The 15,602-nt window shown below is 66.7% G+C and carries 16 protein-coding genes; 4 read left to right on the forward strand and 12 right to left on the reverse strand.

The window, feature by feature from the left end; all coding sequences use genetic code 11:
* Positions 1 to 12: 12 nt before the first annotated feature.
* The 6 genes from DN412_RS05150 to DN412_RS45435 all read right to left on the reverse strand — a co-directional run bounded on the left by DN412_RS05150 (position 13) and on the right by DN412_RS45435 (position 5,741).
* Positions 13 to 792 (reverse strand): protein phosphatase 2C domain-containing protein, encoded by a 780-nt coding sequence (locus DN412_RS05150; protein WP_161563982.1) that lies wholly within the window; start codon positions 790 to 792, stop codon positions 13 to 15.
* A 77-nt stretch (positions 793 to 869) separates the two neighbouring features.
* The gene (locus DN412_RS05155; RefSeq protein ID WP_115013519.1) at positions 870 to 2,594 is read right to left on the reverse strand and encodes a trypsin-like peptidase domain-containing protein; all 1,725 of its coding nucleotides are present in this window, start codon (positions 2,592 to 2,594) and stop codon (positions 870 to 872) included.
* 447 nt (positions 2,595 to 3,041) lie between these two features.
* A complete protein-coding gene (locus DN412_RS05160; RefSeq protein ID WP_115013520.1) occupies positions 3,042 to 3,920 on the reverse strand; it encodes a lipid A biosynthesis lauroyl acyltransferase in 879 nt (292 codons plus the stop codon).
* A 484-nt stretch (positions 3,921 to 4,404) separates the two neighbouring features.
* Positions 4,405 to 4,791 carry a hypothetical protein gene (locus DN412_RS05165; RefSeq protein WP_115013521.1) on the reverse strand — a complete coding sequence of 129 codons (387 nt, stop codon included), beginning with the start codon at positions 4,789 to 4,791 and terminating at the stop codon, positions 4,405 to 4,407.
* A gap of 108 nt (positions 4,792 to 4,899) precedes the next feature.
* A complete protein-coding gene (gene flhC / locus DN412_RS05170; protein WP_115013522.1) occupies positions 4,900 to 5,514 on the reverse strand; it encodes a flagellar transcriptional regulator FlhC in 615 nt (204 codons plus the stop codon).
* Between the two features lie 95 nt (positions 5,515 to 5,609).
* The gene (locus DN412_RS45435; RefSeq protein WP_279635128.1) at positions 5,610 to 5,741 is read right to left on the reverse strand and encodes a hypothetical protein; all 132 of its coding nucleotides are present in this window, start codon (positions 5,739 to 5,741) and stop codon (positions 5,610 to 5,612) included.
* Between the two features lie 191 nt (positions 5,742 to 5,932).
* Between DN412_RS45435 and DN412_RS05180 the strand changes: the two genes are divergently transcribed.
* A complete protein-coding gene (locus DN412_RS05180) occupies positions 5,933 to 6,136 on the forward strand; it encodes a hypothetical protein (RefSeq protein ID WP_115013524.1) in 204 nt (67 codons plus the stop codon).
* Between the two features lie 27 nt (positions 6,137 to 6,163).
* Here DN412_RS05180 and DN412_RS05185 read toward each other — a convergent pair whose 3' ends face one another.
* From DN412_RS05185 to DN412_RS05210, 6 genes are all read right to left on the reverse strand, one after another.
* Positions 6,164 to 6,655, reverse strand: a complete 492-nt coding sequence (locus DN412_RS05185; protein ID WP_115013525.1) for a flavodoxin family protein — start codon at positions 6,653 to 6,655, stop codon at positions 6,164 to 6,166.
* Between the two features lie 76 nt (positions 6,656 to 6,731).
* Entirely contained in the window at positions 6,732 to 7,754 is a 1,023-nt protein-coding gene (locus DN412_RS05190) for a Bug family tripartite tricarboxylate transporter substrate binding protein (RefSeq protein ID WP_115013526.1), read from the reverse strand.
* Between the two features lie 60 nt (positions 7,755 to 7,814).
* Complete coding sequence (locus DN412_RS05195) at positions 7,815 to 8,795, reverse strand: Bug family tripartite tricarboxylate transporter substrate binding protein (protein ID WP_115013527.1); 981 nt, start codon at positions 8,793 to 8,795, stop codon at positions 7,815 to 7,817.
* Positions 8,792 to 10,108 (reverse strand): DUF1254 domain-containing protein, encoded by a 1,317-nt coding sequence (locus tag DN412_RS05200; RefSeq protein ID WP_115013528.1) that lies wholly within the window; start codon positions 10,106 to 10,108, stop codon positions 8,792 to 8,794. Before DN412_RS05200 ends, DN412_RS05195 begins: the two co-directional genes overlap by 4 nt.
* Positions 10,109 to 10,120: 12 nt before the next feature.
* Positions 10,121 to 11,434 (reverse strand): DUF1254 domain-containing protein, encoded by a 1,314-nt coding sequence (locus tag DN412_RS05205; RefSeq protein ID WP_115013529.1) that lies wholly within the window; start codon positions 11,432 to 11,434, stop codon positions 10,121 to 10,123.
* 27 nt (positions 11,435 to 11,461) lie between these two features.
* Positions 11,462 to 13,612, reverse strand: coding sequence for an acetate--CoA ligase family protein (locus DN412_RS05210; protein WP_115013530.1), 2,151 nt, complete (start codon positions 13,610 to 13,612; stop codon positions 11,462 to 11,464).
* Between the two features lie 150 nt (positions 13,613 to 13,762).
* On the opposite strand from DN412_RS05210, the gene DN412_RS05215 reads away from it, so the two are divergent.
* The 3 genes from DN412_RS05215 to DN412_RS05225 all read left to right on the forward strand — a co-directional run bounded on the left by DN412_RS05215 (position 13,763) and on the right by DN412_RS05225 (position 15,585).
* Entirely contained in the window at positions 13,763 to 14,500 is a 738-nt protein-coding gene (locus DN412_RS05215; protein WP_115013713.1) for a GntR family transcriptional regulator, read from the forward strand.
* Between the two features lie 113 nt (positions 14,501 to 14,613).
* On the forward strand, positions 14,614 to 14,970 hold the full coding sequence (locus DN412_RS05220) for a DUF2880 domain-containing protein (RefSeq protein ID WP_115013714.1): 357 nt from the start codon (positions 14,614 to 14,616) through the stop codon (positions 14,968 to 14,970).
* A 132-nt stretch (positions 14,971 to 15,102) separates the two neighbouring features.
* A complete protein-coding gene (locus DN412_RS05225) occupies positions 15,103 to 15,585 on the forward strand; it encodes a DUF1579 domain-containing protein (protein WP_115013531.1) in 483 nt (160 codons plus the stop codon).
* Positions 15,586 to 15,602 lie beyond the last annotated feature (17 nt).

Below are 15,602 nucleotides of genomic sequence, written 5' to 3' on the forward strand. Positions count from 1 at the left end.
AACCCATTACGTTCAGAAAGCGCTGGTCTCGCGCGTTGAGCGAACTGACGCGCCAGGTGTCGGCGGTTGCTGCTGCACGCTGCAGATGGCGACCGACGCGTTATCCAGCCCACCCGCCAGGCGGGCAAGCTCAATCAGCTGTTGGCAGGCCTCGAGCAGGTCAAACCTCATGATCACCGATGCGATTGTCGTGTCGTCGATCTGGTCGCTGATCCCGTCAGTGCATAGCATCAGGAAATCGTTATGTTCCAGGGGAAACCCATCCAGTGAAATCGCTGGCTCGTGGTCCGGCGCTCCGAGGGCCCGCAGAAGTACATTCTTGTCGGGGTGCCTGTTGGCCTCTTCCGCCGTGAGCAATCCCTGGCGGAACAGTTCGCCCACCATGGAGTCGTCTTCCGTCAATTGCCGAAACTCGCGTTGGCGAAGCAGGTAGATCCGGCTGTCGCCGACGTGGACGATATAAGCCAGGTCATTGACAATGGCAAGCGCGCTACAGGTGGTTCCCATGCCATCGCAACTCGGGTCGTCCGCGGCAAGTTTCCCGATCGCCTGATTGGCAACGGCAAATGCGTTCTTCAGCGCATCCGTGGGCAGGCCCGGATCGCGGTAATACTCGTGAAGCACCGTGCTCAGCGCAATCCGGCTCGCCACTTCGCCTGCCGCATGACCCCCCATGCCATCGGCCACGACGGCAAGTGCACCGGCACGCGCAAACGGATCGTCTTCGCGAGGAATCATGCAGCCGATCGCGTCCTCGTTCTGGCTGCGGACGCAACCAACGTCGCTAAGCATCGAACACCTGACCATCAGTCGGGATCGATCTGCTTGACGGGCCTGGCCGGCGCACATGGCAACGTTCCCCGTTGGAGTCAGTTAAGCAGCAAATCAAGCCCGTACTTGATCGGGACCGCGAACGTCACGCGTTCGTCTCCGCTCGAGCGAGAATAGGTAAACAGCCCGATTACCTTGCCGTCGCGGTCGAACACGGGGCCCCCGCTATTGCCATGGCCTGTCGCGGTCACCGTCAGCTGATAGACATCTCCCAGGTCATCGAAAGTCTGGACATTCTTTTCAGCCTTGACCGTGTCGCCGACCTTCGCAATGATGCCATCGGTCACGGTGGGCTGAGGAATCAGTTCAACGAGATTGGTGATATTGCCGCCTTCGCTGGATTGAACGATGGCGTGCTTCTCCTCGGATATGCCCGGATAGCCGAGAACTGTCACCCGCTCGCCCACGCGCGGTCGTGAGCCCACCGATGCAAGGTTGATCGTGGGTAATTTGCGCGTCGCATCAATCTTGATTTCCGCCACATCCGCTTCGGCCGAACCCTTGACCAGACGCGCCTCGATGCTGTCCCGCGTATCGGGGAAGCGTACCGACAAGCTTTCATTGCGTCCCTCGAGAACGGCCATGGATACGGTTCCGAGTCCCATGCCGCCTGGTGCCGCGAAGTTCGGCCTGACCAGCTTCACCGGGTGGTCGAAGTCCCAGCCTTTGAGATGCCGGTAGGCCTTTGGGTTGATGCGCGCCATGCTGACTTCGCCCTGGCCGCTCGTCGAGATGCGAATCAATATGCCGCCATTCGAGTCGAAATCCATCCAACCCGGCACCTTCCATCCTTGCGCGACGTGCTTGTTCGTCAGAATGAAGCCCTGGTCCTTGACCACGAAGCCGCTGCCACGTCCACCTACCTCGATCGGAATGCCGCGATGATCATCGTCGTCAGTCGTCAGCCAGCGCTGGACCGGATTGTTGTCGATCTGGAGAAAGCAGGGGAGGCGCAGGTTCTCGACAATGCAAATGCGCTGATAAACAGGCCGACCCGTATTCTTGTCCACGATGTGCCAGCGTGCCTCCACGACGACCGTTGCCGCGCCGAATTCTGCGACGATTGCCTCAGGGCTCTTGCCAAACAGAATCCCAAAGTGCGCGAATGCGCCGACGACGATGGCTGCGAGCGCGGCTGCAGCACCAGCGCCGATGATCAGCCTGCGCCCGGTGGAGCGCCGTTCCTGGTTCATCATCCGCAGCACCGTCTCCTTGCCGACGCGATCATCCGCGGCCGGAACCGGCGCCGGGCGGACAGCGTCCGCCGGCGGCTGGCCCACCCGGACTTCCTGCATTCCCCCCTCGTGCGCCCTGGCCTGCGCTGTCGCCGCGACGGCAGAGGGTGCTGCAGCCGCGGGATGTCCCGCGCGCGTTTCCACTAACACTTTTGCGTTCAGGCGTGTCGGTGCAGGAGCGGAAACGGAAACGGGCCGAGGTTCCAGATCGAATGCCAGGCGCGGTCCGCCTTCGCCCAGTTCGATCGTGTCACCGGGTTGCAGTGGCGTTTCATCCTTGACCGGCCGGCCGTTAAGGAATGTGCCGTTGCTGCTGCCCAGGTCGACCAGCGTGTAGCGCGCCGGATCGTCTTGCCTGATCTGAATGGCGGCGTGGTGGCGGCTCACCAGATCGTCGCGTTGCGGGTCAAAGATGATGGTGGCGGTCGGATCGCGGCCCAGGATCAGTTTGTCGAACCGGTCCACCTCGAACTGCTCGATTTGATGGGCCTTCGAGCCAGATAGATGCGTGACGATAATGCGTGTCATCCCGGTCTCCCTGATGGTTGCCGGGTAGCTTTTCTGAAGCCATCGATATCGCAGGACTTGTCGGGCCCGATGCTGCCTCTGGTTATTTTTGTCTTATGTGCAGGCATGGGAACGATCCTCTGTTCAGCCGCCAAGACTTTGATGCCGGATTGTGCGCGCACCGGCATGGCATGACGTGACAAAGCCTCGCCTCGTCCCATCGCAATGGAACGCGGGCGTAATACGGACAAACGCGAGGACCGCCAACGCATGCGCGCCCCTGAACGGTGCCGGCACTGATAGCACTGCCGGCAGCCTCTCCCCGGGCACTCGAAATGCGCTTTTTCGGCGCTAGAAGTGACTCTAAAGTGGTTCTTCTCGAAAGAGTATAGGTAATGCGGAATAGGTTCGCAAAAGTGCGAACTACCCCGGATAACCGCCGTTCACGAGGTGCAATGGAAGACTCTCTTAGTACACCGACGGCATCCCCTCCGGCCGGTTCTTGAAGCGCCGGTGGATCCAGTAGTACTGCTCCGGCATGGTGGCAATCTGGGTTTCAAGGAAGGCGTTCATGCGGCGCGAGTCTTCCTCGACGCTGCCGGAGGGAAAGCCTTCCAGCGGGTCGAATATGCGCAGCCGGTAGCCGCGGTAGTCGGGCAGCACCTCGGTGGTGAAGGGCACCACGCGCGCGCCGGTCAGGCTGGCCAGGCGCGAGGCCGAGGTCAGCGTGCAGGCCGGCACGCCAAAGAACGGTACGAACACCGAGTCGGCGGTGCCGAAATCCATGTCCGCCGCCAGCATGACCGGGCAGCCGGCGCGCAGGGAGCGCACCACCTGCTTGCCGCTGCCGTGGCGCGGGATCATCTCGGCACCGAAACGCCCGCGCTGCGTGCGCGAGATTTCTTCCAGCAGCCGGCTCGACATCTTGGTGTACAGCGAGGCCACCGGGTGGCGCATCGAGTAGAACATGCAGCCGGCCTCGATGCCGACGAAATGGAAGCCCATGAAGATGGTCGGATGCTCCGCGCACGAGGCCAGGTCAATGCGCGAATCCAGTTCAACCAGCTTGCCCAGGCGCTCGGCGTTGCCGAACCACTGCACGCCGCGCTCCAGGTAGCTGCGCAGGACATGGCCGAAGTGGTTCCGCGCCAGCTGCTCGCGCGCGTCCGGGTCCATTTCCGGGAAGCACAGGGCCAGGTTGGTATGGACGATGCGCCGGCGGCGGCTGGGGATGCGGTACAGCAGCTTGCCAAGGGCGTCGCCCAGCCGGGCGGTCAGGCCGTACGGGAATGCGGCGAAGAGCTTGAAGACTGCGATGGTCAGTGCAGTCTGGAGCCGGTGGGTCATGAAGATCCTGGAGGGCGGCAGCGGCGGTCGGGGTGGCGGCCCCGGGGCTGGCGGCTGCGCGGCAATGATTTGGCGCCACGGGTTGGTGGCGGACGGGATGCACGCGTAAGTCGGGAAGAGCGAGGGCCGGCCCCCGGCATATGCCTGGCGCCTGGCGCGGCACGGTGTGCGCGTCGGGGCTGACAAAGCCGGGCGGGACGCAAGACCCCCATCCCCGGCGCGGCCTAGGGGACGTTGGGGGGTGGCTTGGGTGCGCTATGCGTCGCTGCGCGGGCTTTCGCTGAGGGCGCACTGTAGCACGATGCCAAGGGTTCAAGGCCGACAGTTACTACCCGTAGCACACCGGAGGCGGGCACAGGATAGGCATAACGATTCGTGGCGAATCGCTATATCCACAGGCGGCCTCGCCACGCCTGCGATAATGTGCGAGCTATTAATCGGCCAGTCTTCGATTGAAAACCAGAAAACAGGCGGCAAAAGCGAGTCAGGTTTTCTTTAGCTCCCCGAGATAATAATTGACCTCCGCCAGCAGCGCGGTGTGGAATTCAGCCGGCAGGACGTGGTCATCGGTCAGCGACAGCAAGTGGTCGATGCGCTGGCAGAAGCGACGCTGCGCGCTGGCGCGCTCGGCGGGCGGCAGGGCCACGACCAGCGAATAAAGCAGCTCGCGTATCACCAGCAGCCGGGCGCCATACTGGATCATGGCGTCGCCCTGCGTCTTGAGATTGTGGGCAATCTGTTCCGGCATGCCCTTGGCGTTGGCGTTGGCGTTGGCGGCGGGCGGCGCTGGCTGCGGCTCGCCGCGGTCCTGGCCACTGGTTTCGGGCGCGGTTGTGCCCAGCATCTTGCCGAGCATATGGATTCTGAACATGGGCGAGGCTCCGGGAGTGCCGGGGGCGGGGTTGTCGGATGTATCCATCATGGAAGCGTGTGGGTGGCCGGACTGTGCGCCAGCAGACAATGGGGGGTCATGGGCCGGTCATCCGGTCATTACCCGGGGGGGTGCGGGCTTGCGGCCCTTGCCCGCGCGCGCCGGCCGCAGGCATAGCCCGCAGACGTAGCGGTGGCGCGCATCGTGGGCGCGCACGACGTAGTCGCCGCGGCAGCAGTGGCAGCACGCCAGTTGCAGCATGCCGCGTTCATAGAAGCGAGCCAGCATCCAGGCACGGGTAAAGCTCAGCTGCGCTGCCTCGCCCGTGACGCACATGTGCTCGCGGTACATGCGGAAGCTGGACAGGGTCGCGCGGATGCCGTCCAGGCTGCCGGCGCGGGTCATGAAGCGGTAAGCGCCGAGCAGCATCGAGGCATGGGCGTTGGGGCGCCAGGTCACGAACCAGTCGGTCGAGAACGGCAGCATGCCCTTGGGGGGCGACACGCCGCACAGTTCCTTGTACAGCCGGACCAGGCGCACGCGTGGAAGCGATACCTCGGATTCCAGCACCTGCAGGCGTGCGCCCATGCCGATCATCTCGATCGCCAGGCGGGTCTGCTCCATGTCCTGCAGCACGCTCTTGCCGGGTGGCGTGAGCAGGGGGCGGGATGCCGTCGCCGGCTTGCCGGGCATGAGGGGGCCGGCGATAGTTTGTGCGTCCATGGTCTCCTCCTGGGATATATCGGAGACGGGACGCGGGCCGATACCAGTCAGCAACTGGTTTGTCCGACATGTCTCCGATAATCATGACCCGCGTATCACAGCGCGTGGCGCTGTTTATCGCGGGCCTGGGGCTCAGGTTCTTCGTAGTCGAGGAGGATTTTTGGATCGATCAGGGGGTTATAACCATGACCTGTGTCAATGATCGGATTTCCACGTTCGTTGGCCACGCATATTGGTGCCACTTATCGGCGACGACTGCCTGGGCCTGATTGGAACTGACAGGGCCTGATGCTTCTCCTGCATTGCACAGTCCATGCCTGGCTGTAGGAGAAGCGCCCGCACGCTATCGGACGGACGCCGATTTAACGGTTTTACCGATGCGCTACGCTGCAAGAACACCCACGACACGGAGTGACCCATGGCTGCGAACTTCCTGATCAGACAGACGGCGCAAGGCTGGGAACTGACGGTCGAAAGCGCCCGCAAGGGCCTGGTTCATTGCGACGATCGCGACGTCGCCGTCAACATCGGCTTGGCCGCGGCCAAGCGGCGCGGCGTTGTGCTGATCGTGCAGGAAGAAACGGACGACGGCCCGCGCGGTCTCACCCCCCTGGCCGCCTGATCCCTGGCAGTGACCAGTGCCGGGGCATCAGAACACCCCCAGCCCCAACCCGGCCGCCAGCCCCTCCCCAAGCTCCGCGCAACGCGCCAGGTCAGGCGCTTCGATCTGCTTGGGCGCGAGGATCCGCTCCGGCGTCTGCGCGTGCGTGCAGACGATCAGCCCGGGCGCTATGCAATTGAGCCGCCAGCCAGTCGCGATGCGGTCGATCTGGCGCAGCGCGTTTTGGCCATCGCTGCCGGCGCAGATCATGGCGGCGTAGGGGCGGCCGTTGATGCGGTCCAGCGAGGCGTAATAGCAGCGGTCGAAGAAGTCCTTCATCATCCCTGCCATGGCGGCCAGGTTCTCCGGCGTGGCGAAGAGATAGCCGTCGGCGGCAAGGACATCATCGGGGCCGGCTTCGGCGGCGGTCTTGAGCACGACCGTGACACCGGGCTGCTGGCGGGCCGCGTCGGCGGCGGCCTCAGCCATCTGCCGGGTGCCTCCGGTCATGGTGTGATAAACGATCAGCAGCGTTTTCATGCTTGCGTGGGGGCGGTGTGGCCGTGCGCCGTACGTTGCTGACTGTATCACGCGGCTTCTGGCTGGGTGGCGCAGCTCAGTCGAGCGTCACCCCGGTATCCGCCGTCAGCTTCAGCACCACCGGCAAGTAAGCCTTGTAAGCCGCCTCCGCCTGTGCCGGTGTGTTCCCGAGCGGCTCAGCGCCCATGTCCACGATGCGCCGCTGCATGTCGGCGCTGGCGACCAGGCTGGCGGTTTCGCGGCCCAGGCGGTCGATGATGTCCTGCGGCGTTTTCGCGGGCGCCATCAGCGTGATCGGGCCGGTCAGCCGGAACGGTTCGTCGGCGTAGCCGGCTTCGTTGAAGGTCGGCACGTCGGGCAGGCCCTGCGCGCGGCGGGTGCCGGTGACGGCGAGGGGGCGCAGCTTGCCGGTGGCGAAGTGTTGCCTGAGCGCCGTCACCGAGCCCACCGTCACGTTGACCTGGCCGGCCAGCAAGTCAGTCACCATCGGCCCTTCGCCGCGATAGGGGACGTGCAGCATGTCTGCCTGGTATTGCCTGGCGAAGTAGGTCTGGATGGTATGCGGCTGTGTGCCCGGGCCCCAGGAACCCATGCGCATCTTGCCGGGCGATGCCTTGGCGTAGGCCAGCAGTTCGGCAACGGTCCTGGCCGGTACGTTGCTGTTGACGGCCAGCACGGTGCGCGCGGTGGCGATGTCGGAGATCGGCCGCAGGTCGGTGCGCGGGTCGTACGGCAGCTTCCTGTATAGCGCCAGGTTGGACGTGATCGGGCCGGGAATGGTCATCAGCAGCGTATAGCCGTCCGGGGCCGACTTGGCGACGTAGTCCGTGCCGATGATGCCGCCGGCGCCACCCTTGTTCTCCACCACCACGGTCTTGCCGAGCTGGCGCGATAGGCCGTCGCCGATGGCGCGCGCCAGCGTGTCGGTCAGGCCGCCCGGCGGATAGGCGACGATCAGGTGGACGGGTTTGGCCGGGTAGGCGCCCTGTGCGGCAGCCGGGACGGGCGCAACGGCGAGGGCCGCTACGGCGAGCAGGGGCAGCGTGGCTTGCAGCAGCGTGCCGCGCAGCCGGTGCAGAAGGGGGGCAGCGGTCATCATGATGGCGTTGTCTCCTTGGGATGGAATGTCACGTGTTGCCGTACGTCGAAGGGGGATGTCTCACTCCAGCCTGATGCCGCGCGCCTTGATCAGCTTGCCCCATTTGCCGATCTCCTGGTCGATGAAGGCGGAAAAGGCGCTGCCCGGCTCGGGGTGCGGCTCAAGGCCCAGCCCCAGCAGCTTCTGCCGGATGTCGGCGTCGGCCAGCACGGCGGAGGCCTCGCGGTTCAACCGCTCGGCGACCGCGGGCGGCGTGCCGGCCGGCGCGACCAGGCCGAACCAGCCGTAGCCGACCATGCCCGGGTAACCCTGTTCGGCAAAGGTGGGCGCATCCGGATAGACCGGCGAACGCTGTTCCGAGGCCACTGCCAGCACGCGCAGCTTGCCGGCCTTGATAAAGGGCAGCGCCGAGGTGATGGCGGTCAGGGTGGCGTCCGCGCGGCCGGCCAGCAGCTCGGTATAGGCGGTGGCGTCGCCGCGGTAGTGCACGTTCAGCAGCTTGAACTTGCCGACCTGCCCGAACAGTTCGGCGCTCAGGTGCGGGCCGGACCCCGCGCCCGGCGATGCCAGCGTCACGCCCTCCGGCTTGTCCCGGGCCATGCGCACGAAGTCGGCCACGGTGCGCGCCGGCGAACTGGCATTGACGATCAGGAAGACCGGGCCCAGCACGCGCGGCCCGACCGGCACGAAGTCCTTGTGGACGTCGTAGCGCTGCGCGATGCCTGCCGCGGTATTGATGGCGAACGGCGCGGCCGCCCACAGCAGGGTGTAGCCGTCCGGCGCGGCATGGGCCACCTGTTCGGTGGCCAGGCGCGTGCCGGCGCCGGGTTTGTTTTCGACCACCACCTGCTGCCCGAGCTTGTGGCCCAGCGCCTCGGCAAGGATGCGTGCAGAGATGTCGTTGGAGCCGCCCGCGCCGTAGGGCGACACCAGCTTGACCGGCCGCGACGGGTACGTTTGCGCCTGCGCATGGCTGGCCAGGCACAGCATCGCCAGGCCGGCCGTCAGCAAGGCCCGGGCGAAAACCGAGGTCCGATTCATGATGGTTCCTTCAGGCGGCGGATGGGCGGGTAGTGGAAGGTGCGGTCCAGGTGCGTGGCGCCGGGCACGTAGAGACGTAACGCTACATAGAACGGCTCCGCGGGTGCCGGCAGCCAGTTGCCGGCCAGGACGTTGTCCGAAGGGGGCTGCGCGCCCAGCACGATGCGCAGGCTGCCATCGGGCGCCGTGCGCAGGGCCGACGAGCGGTCGCCCAGCGAATAGCGCTGCAACGGGTTCTCGACCAGCATGCAGTCCGACTTGCGGTACATGGTCAGCGACCAGAACGCGCCCACCTGGGGGAGTCCTTGGTGGGGAAATACCAGTTCGTACTGGTGCGTGCCGTCCAGCGGCAAGCCGTCGCCATCGCAATCGGCCATCAGGTACATGGCTTCCTCGACGCCCAGCGCACCGATGTAGTTGCGCGCCACTTCGGCGCGCAGTGCGTAGTGGGTGCCGAACGACGTGCGGATCTCCACCGGCAGGAACCAGCCTCCGCCCAGCGCTGAGGCCCTGGGTGCGGCCAGTTCCGCATCGACCTGCGCCAGCGCGCTGGCCAGGGCCGTGCGCTGCGCTTCTGTCAGCGGCACATTGCTGCCGATGCCGGCCTGCGCAAAGGTGCGAACCAGTGCCGCTTCGGCGGCGGGCGGCGGGTTGTCGCGCAGCATGCGGGTGACGATGGCGGCGTAGCGGTCGGGATCGGCCGGCCGCTCGCCGGCTTGCATGCCGGCATCGAATAGGGTCGCTGCGCGGGTGCCGTCTGGCCGGCGCAGGCGGATGCCGTCCTGCAGCGCATGCGCGCCCGGCAGGTCGGCTTCGCCATCGGCCAGGATGCGGCCGATGATCCAGAGTGCGTCGGTGGGGCAGGGCAGCGGCGTTGCGCCGGCCGGCACCTCGCCCCGCCAGGCTGGCCCATGCAGCAGCCACGTGCCGCCTTGCGTGCCGGTGGTGCGGGTGCCGATATAGCCGAACGGATTGGTATAGGCGTCGAGCAGGCCGAGCACGTAATAGCGGCCGTGGCAGTCGGGCACGTCCAGCAGCAGCGGGCCGTTGGACAGGTCGAGCCACGCATTGGTGTAGAGCGTGTCGTTGTTCGGGGTCACGACCTGCCGGTGTTGCGGGCCGAGCAGTGTGCGCACGTGGGTCACGGTGTTGATCCAGCGCAGCGTGGAGTCGGGTCCGTCGCCGGCAAAGGCCCCGGCGCTGTCGCGCCGCGGGCAGGTGGCGGCGCGCATGCGCGCCATCTCGTACAGCGGCAGCGTGTAGCGCACCGCGTCGCATGCGAGCGTGTCGAGGGAGGTGTCGGGGTGTTCCATGGCATGGCTCCTTCAGGCGACGCGTCGCAGCGGCGGGATGACGTAGTCGCCGGCGATGAAGCCGTCGGTGGGATGGTAAAGGCGCAGGATCAGGTAGAAGGGGGCGTCCGGTGCCGGCAGCCAGTTTTGCTGCGCCTGTGCCGGGCGCTGGTGCGAGATGGTCAGCGTGAGGCCGCCATCGGCATCGTATTGCAGCCCGGGGCTGCGGTCGCCCAGCGCGTAGCGGCCGATGGCGTTGTCGGTGAAGAAGCGGTCGGCCCCGTAGAGCGATACCGACCAGAACGCCTGCGCCGGCGGCAGGTGTCCAGCCGGGAAATGCAGGGCGTAGGCTTCGCGGCCGTGCAGCAGTTCGCCGTCGGCGTCATAGTCGGCGGCAGCATAGACGGCCTCGTCCGCGCGCAGCGCGCCCAGGCCCTTCATGGCTGTGACGGCACGCTGCATCCAGTCATCGCCATAGCGGCCCAGCACCAGGCTATAGGTCCAGCTCTTGCGCGCATGGCTGCGGGTATTGGCCTCGATCAGCGCCATGCCTTCGCGCCAGGCGCGGACCAGGCCTTGCTGCACTGCGGGCCGCAGCGCGCCCACGTCGACGGGCTCGCCGGCGCGGATGCCGCATTTGCGCAGCAGCGACAGCAGGCCAGCCGCGGAAGGCTCCGCCGGATACTCGCGCAGCGCGTTGAAGATATTGGCGAAGAAGTCCAGCGCCGGCTCGCCGCCGTCCTGCCAGTCGCGCACGCACGCGGGCTGATGGCGTGTGCCGCCAGACAGGCGGAAGCCGTTCTCGAAGGCGCTGGATGCCGGCAGGTCGTCAGTGCCGGTCACCAGCACGCGGCCCAGCATCCACACCAGCGACGTCGGGCAACGCACCACGTGCGGCCCTTCTGCGTGCTGGCCGGGGCCGGCCAGCACGATGTCAGCGCCTGTGGCCGGCACGTTGCGCGGGCCCAGGTTCTCGAAGTTGTTGGTCCAGGCGTCCAGCAACTCCACCACGTAGTAGCGGTTCGCGTCCGGCAGCGCCGGCACGTGCAGCGTGACCGGGCCGTCGGCCAGGTTGATCCAGGCGCAGAAGTAGAGCAGGTCATTGGCCGGCGTGACGATGTCGCGGTCCAGGTGCGTCCACGGCTGCGTGCTGGCCGACAGCGTGTTGACGGGCGCGCGCCCGTAGCCGGTGGCTTGCGCGACGGACGTTTGCAGCCGGCAGGTGCGCAGGCTTTCAAACAGCGGATAGGTGGCCAGCACCAGCGGCAGCGCTGCCGCGAGCGTCAGGGCTTCTTGGGGCGTGTCGATGGGCGCGCCGGCAAGGAAGGGCGCAGTGGGTTGGTTCATCGCGTTGTCTCCGTCGGTTTTGTGTGCTTAGTGGCTGGGCTTGTCCGTCGCGTGCAAGGTCACCACGGCATCGGCCGCGATCACGCCCTGGGCGGTGACGATCAATGGATTGATCTCGAGCGTGTCCAGCCGCGGGCCGAGCGTGGCCGCGGCCTGCGATACGCGCACCAGCACCTCGGCCACGGCGTCGGCATCGATCGCCGGATGGCCGCGATGGCCCGACAGCAGCGCCTGCGCACGGCTTGCGCGCAGCATGGTGCGCGCGCGGGCATGGGTCAGCGGGGCCAGGCCAAACGCGGTCTGGCGGAAGATCTCCACTGCCGTGCCGCCGATGCCGGCCAGCGCCACCAGTCCGAACACCGGATCGCGCCGCACGCCCACCATCAGCTCGCCCCAGCCGCGCACCATGCGCGCGACCAGCGCGCCGTCAAAGCGTGCGGGCGTGCCATGGTCTGCCGCGGCGGCCTGCACTTGCGCAAACGCCGCACGTGCCGCTTGCGCGCTTATCACGTTCAGCACCACGCCGCCCACATCGCTCTTGTGCAGGATGTCGGGCGAGCACAGCTTGATGGCGACCGGATAGCCGATCGATTCGGCGATGCGCACGGCCTCGTCGGCATCGCGCGCCAGGCCGTGCGGCGCGCTGGGGATGCCGCAGGCGGCAAGCCATTGCATGGCTTCAAACTCGGACAGGGACGTGGCTTCGGGCGGAACGTCAGGGACGGGCAGGGCGGCCGTGGCTGGGGCGGGTTCCGGTTGCGCGCTCGCTGCCTGCGCCGCGGCCCGGGCCAGCACTGCCACGGCCTGCACCGCCTGCGCAGGCTCGCGGAACACCAGTGCGCCACGCGCTTCCAGCCAACGGCGCTTGTCGTCATCAACCAGCCCGCTGAACAGCAGCGGCGCCGCGGTGCCGCTGCGATGGAGCGTGTCAACGGTTTCCTGCAGCCCAGGCCAGATGCGCGGCGCACCGACGCCGCCCGCAAGGAAGGCAACGACGCTGCCGTAGTCGGGGCATTGCGCCGTGGCGGCAATGGCATCCAGCAACACCGCCGGCTGCGCCACCACCTGGCCGGTGACGTCGATGGGATTGGCGGTGCTGGCGAACGGAATTGCACTGCACAGCGCAGCGGCAGCGTCTTCCGGCATTGGCGGCATTGGCAGGTCCAGCGACTCGGCCTGGTCGGCCATCATGATGCCAACGCCGCCTGAGACGGTGACCAGCGCCACCGGCGTGACGGCATTGGCCGGCTCCTTTGCCGAGGGCTGCCAGCGCGTCGGGCGGCGTCCGCGCGACAGCACGTAGCCGAGCCTGAAGAAATCATCCAGTGTGTTGGCGCGGAATACGCCGTACTCGTCGAAGACCGCCTGGTAGACCGCGTCCTCGCCGGCTAGGCTGGCGGTATGCGACTGGGCCGAGCGGGCCCCGGCTTCGGTGGTGCCGACCTTGGTCACCACCACCGGCTTGCCGGCCGCGCGTGCCGCCGCCAGCGCGCGGCGCAGGCGGTCGCCGTCGCGGCAGCCTTCCAGATAGGCCAGGATCACGCGGGTGGCATCGTCGCGGGCCAGCCATTCGATCACGTCGGCCACGTGCAGGCCGGCTTCGTTGCCGGTGGTGACCCAGTGGCTCAGCCCCAGCGACGCCTCGCGCGCCAGCGCGAAGGCATAGGCGCCAAAGGCCCCGCTCTGGCTGACCAGGCCGACATCGCCCACCGGCGGCAGCCCCGTCAGCGGGATCGGCGAGAAGGTGGCGAACACGCGCTCGCGCGGGTTCATCGCGCCCAGGCAGTTCGGCCCCAGCAGCGTGATGCCATGCGCCTGCGCCAGCGCCGCCAGCTCGGCCTGCATGGCGATGCCGTCGCCGCCGGTTTCGGCAAAGCCCGAGGTAAAGACCACCGCGGCGCGCGTGCCATTGCACGCCAACTGTCGCATGGCGTCGAGGCTGGCGCTGACCGGCAGGGCCACGATGGCCAGGTCGACCGGCGCGTCCAGTGCGTCCAGCGAAGGCACCGCGGGAAGACCCTGGACTTCCCTGGCCGTGGCATGGACGGGGATGATGTGCCCGGCGTAGCCCAGCTCGCTCAGCAGCCGCACCGGCATGCCGCCCACCTTGTCGGGCTGGGTGGAGGCGCCGATCACGGCGATAGTGCGCGGCTGCAACAGGGCGCTGAGGTCTGGCATCGGTTGTCTCCGTATGCGTACGCCGTCACGTATCGTCACACCCGCGCTGGCGCCGCGATTCTTGTCATGGCTGTGTCGGAACATGTTGTCATGACATGTTATGATGAGTCAACGTTGTTATGATAAGTAGATGCCCGCATGGGCCACCCCATGAACACCGCCAATCTCGTGACAACAAGTTCCCTGCCTCGCTTCAAGCAGATCGAAGCCGCGCTGCGCCAGCGCATCGTCAACAACGAATGGACGCCGGGCATCAAGCTGCCGTCGGAGGCCGAGCTGATGGCCGAGTTCGGCGTCAGCCGCATCACCGTGCGCCAGTCGCTGGCGTCGCTGCTTGCGGAGGGGCTGATCGAAACGGTCCACGGCAAGGGCAGCTTTGTCAGCCGTCCGGCGGCGCAGGCGGACCTGGGGCCCTTGACCGGCTTCTTCGACCACATGCGCGCGCGCGGGTACGAAGCGCACGGCAAGCTGCTGTCGACCCGGCTGATTGCGGCGCCGGCCATCGCCACCGATGCGCTGCGCCTGCCGCCGGGAACCAGGCTGCTGTGCGTGACCACGCTCAAGTCCGTGGCCGGCACGCCGGTGGCGGTCGGCATGACGATGGCGCCCGAACCCCTGATGCGCGCCATCCTGGAGCACGACCTGGAAAACCACGATGCGATGATGATCGTGGAGGCCCGCCTGGGCTATCGCCTCAAGTACCTGCATACGGAAAGCGCGGCGATCCCCGCCACGGTGGAAGCCGCGCGCCGGCTGAAGGTGGAGCCGGGCGAGCCGCTGCTGCGCGTTCGCTTTACGCCGCACGATATCGACGACAAGCCGCTGGCGTTTTCGGAATTCGTGTTCCGTGGCGACAAGTTCACCTACAAGGCCTGCGTGCGGCGCTAGCGCCGCCGGCAGTGGCGGCAAGGGAACTTTTGTGCGCGCGCCGTGGCCTGAACTGCATCGGGGCCGGCGCCAGGGTGGCGCTGTCCCGCGCCGCCCCGTCGCAGGAGTCCACGATGCTTTCGCCGCTTTCCCCACGTTCCTTGTCCACCGCGCTGGTGCTGGTATTGTCAGCCGCAGGCGCGCCGGTGGCGCTCGCAGCCGCAAAAGCCGAGGCGACCAAGCCGCATGGCAAGGTGGCGGCTCCTGAGGCCGCCTGCAAGAAGGCCGTCAAGGCGGCGTTGCCCAATCCAGGCAGCTTCAAGTGGGTCAGCGCGACGACCCGCGATGTCGACAAGGGCGCCTACAGCGTGGTGGCCGATGTTGAATACCTGGCGCAGGACGGCGCGGTGCGCGTCGCCATGGTCCAGTGTGACGTGCAGCGTGGACCGGGCAACCAGTTCCTCGTGCCCAAGCTGCGGCTACCGCAATAACCTTCGTTCACCCGGATCTTTCGGCCATTCGGACGACCCTTGAAAATTTAATGTGGACACTGTCCATCTCGTTTGCTAGTGTATGTGTACGGCATCCACAAATGCTGGTTTGAAACGCCTGGGAGACAGCGAATGAAGACCGAAGCACAGAAGGAGCACCGCTGGCTGCAACGACTGGTGGGCAACTGGATTGCCGAAGGCGAGGCAGCGATGGGACCGGACCAGCCGGTGCAGAAGTGGGAGATCCCGGAGCGGGTGAGCAGCGTCGGCGATGTCTGGGTGCAATGCGTGACGCAGGGCGACATGCCTGGTTGCGGACCGTCCACCACGGTCATGACGCTGGGTTACGACCCGGCGCGCAAGCATTTTGTCGGGACCTTTATCGGCTCGATGATGACCCACCTTTGGATCTATGAAGGCGACCTCGACGCCGGCGGCCAGCAACTGACGCTGCGTGCCGAGGGCCCGGACTGTTCGGGCAACGGGCGCATTGCCCGGTACCGCGACGTGATCACCCTCAAGGACGACGACCACCGCGAGCTGGTGTCCTACATGCAGGGCGAGAACGGCGAGTGGACGCAGATCATGAACGCCAGCTATCGCCGCCAGCGGTAGCGCTCCGGGAGCGCGCG

Source organism: Cupriavidus lacunae (assembly GCF_003353055.1).
Classification (GTDB): domain Bacteria; phylum Pseudomonadota; class Gammaproteobacteria; order Burkholderiales; family Burkholderiaceae; genus Cupriavidus; species Cupriavidus lacunae.

Bases quoted from the DNA above. Each gene is read 5' to 3' on its own strand.
- DN412_RS05150 (WP_161563982.1), bottom strand. From the start codon at position 792: ATGCTTAGCGACGTTGGTTGCGTCCGCAGCCAGAACGAGGACGCGATC.
- DN412_RS05155 (WP_115013519.1), bottom strand. From the start codon at position 2,594: ATGACACGCATTATCGTCACGCATCTATCTGGCTCGAAGGCCCATCAA.
- DN412_RS05160 (WP_115013520.1), bottom strand. From the start codon at position 3,920: ATGACCCACCGGCTCCAGACTGCACTGACCATCGCAGTCTTCAAGCTC.
- DN412_RS05165 (WP_115013521.1), bottom strand. From the start codon at position 4,791: ATGTTCAGAATCCATATGCTCGGCAAGATGCTGGGCACAACCGCGCCC.
- flhC (WP_115013522.1), bottom strand. From the start codon at position 5,514: ATGGACGCACAAACTATCGCCGGCCCCCTCATGCCCGGCAAGCCGGCG.
- DN412_RS05180 (WP_115013524.1), top strand. From the start codon at position 5,933: ATGGCTGCGAACTTCCTGATCAGACAGACGGCGCAAGGCTGGGAACTG.
- DN412_RS05185 (WP_115013525.1), bottom strand. From the start codon at position 6,655: ATGAAAACGCTGCTGATCGTTTATCACACCATGACCGGAGGCACCCGG.
- DN412_RS05190 (WP_115013526.1), bottom strand. From the start codon at position 7,754: ATGATGACCGCTGCCCCCCTTCTGCACCGGCTGCGCGGCACGCTGCTG.
- DN412_RS05195 (WP_115013527.1), bottom strand. From the start codon at position 8,795: ATGAATCGGACCTCGGTTTTCGCCCGGGCCTTGCTGACGGCCGGCCTG.
- DN412_RS05200 (WP_115013528.1), bottom strand. From the start codon at position 10,108: ATGGAACACCCCGACACCTCCCTCGACACGCTCGCATGCGACGCGGTG.
- DN412_RS05205 (WP_115013529.1), bottom strand. From the start codon at position 11,434: ATGAACCAACCCACTGCGCCCTTCCTTGCCGGCGCGCCCATCGACACG.
- DN412_RS05210 (WP_115013530.1), bottom strand. From the start codon at position 13,612: ATGCCAGACCTCAGCGCCCTGTTGCAGCCGCGCACTATCGCCGTGATC.
- DN412_RS05215 (WP_115013713.1), top strand. From the start codon at position 13,763: ATGAACACCGCCAATCTCGTGACAACAAGTTCCCTGCCTCGCTTCAAG.
- DN412_RS05220 (WP_115013714.1), top strand. From the start codon at position 14,614: ATGCTTTCGCCGCTTTCCCCACGTTCCTTGTCCACCGCGCTGGTGCTG.
- DN412_RS05225 (WP_115013531.1), top strand. From the start codon at position 15,103: ATGAAGACCGAAGCACAGAAGGAGCACCGCTGGCTGCAACGACTGGTG.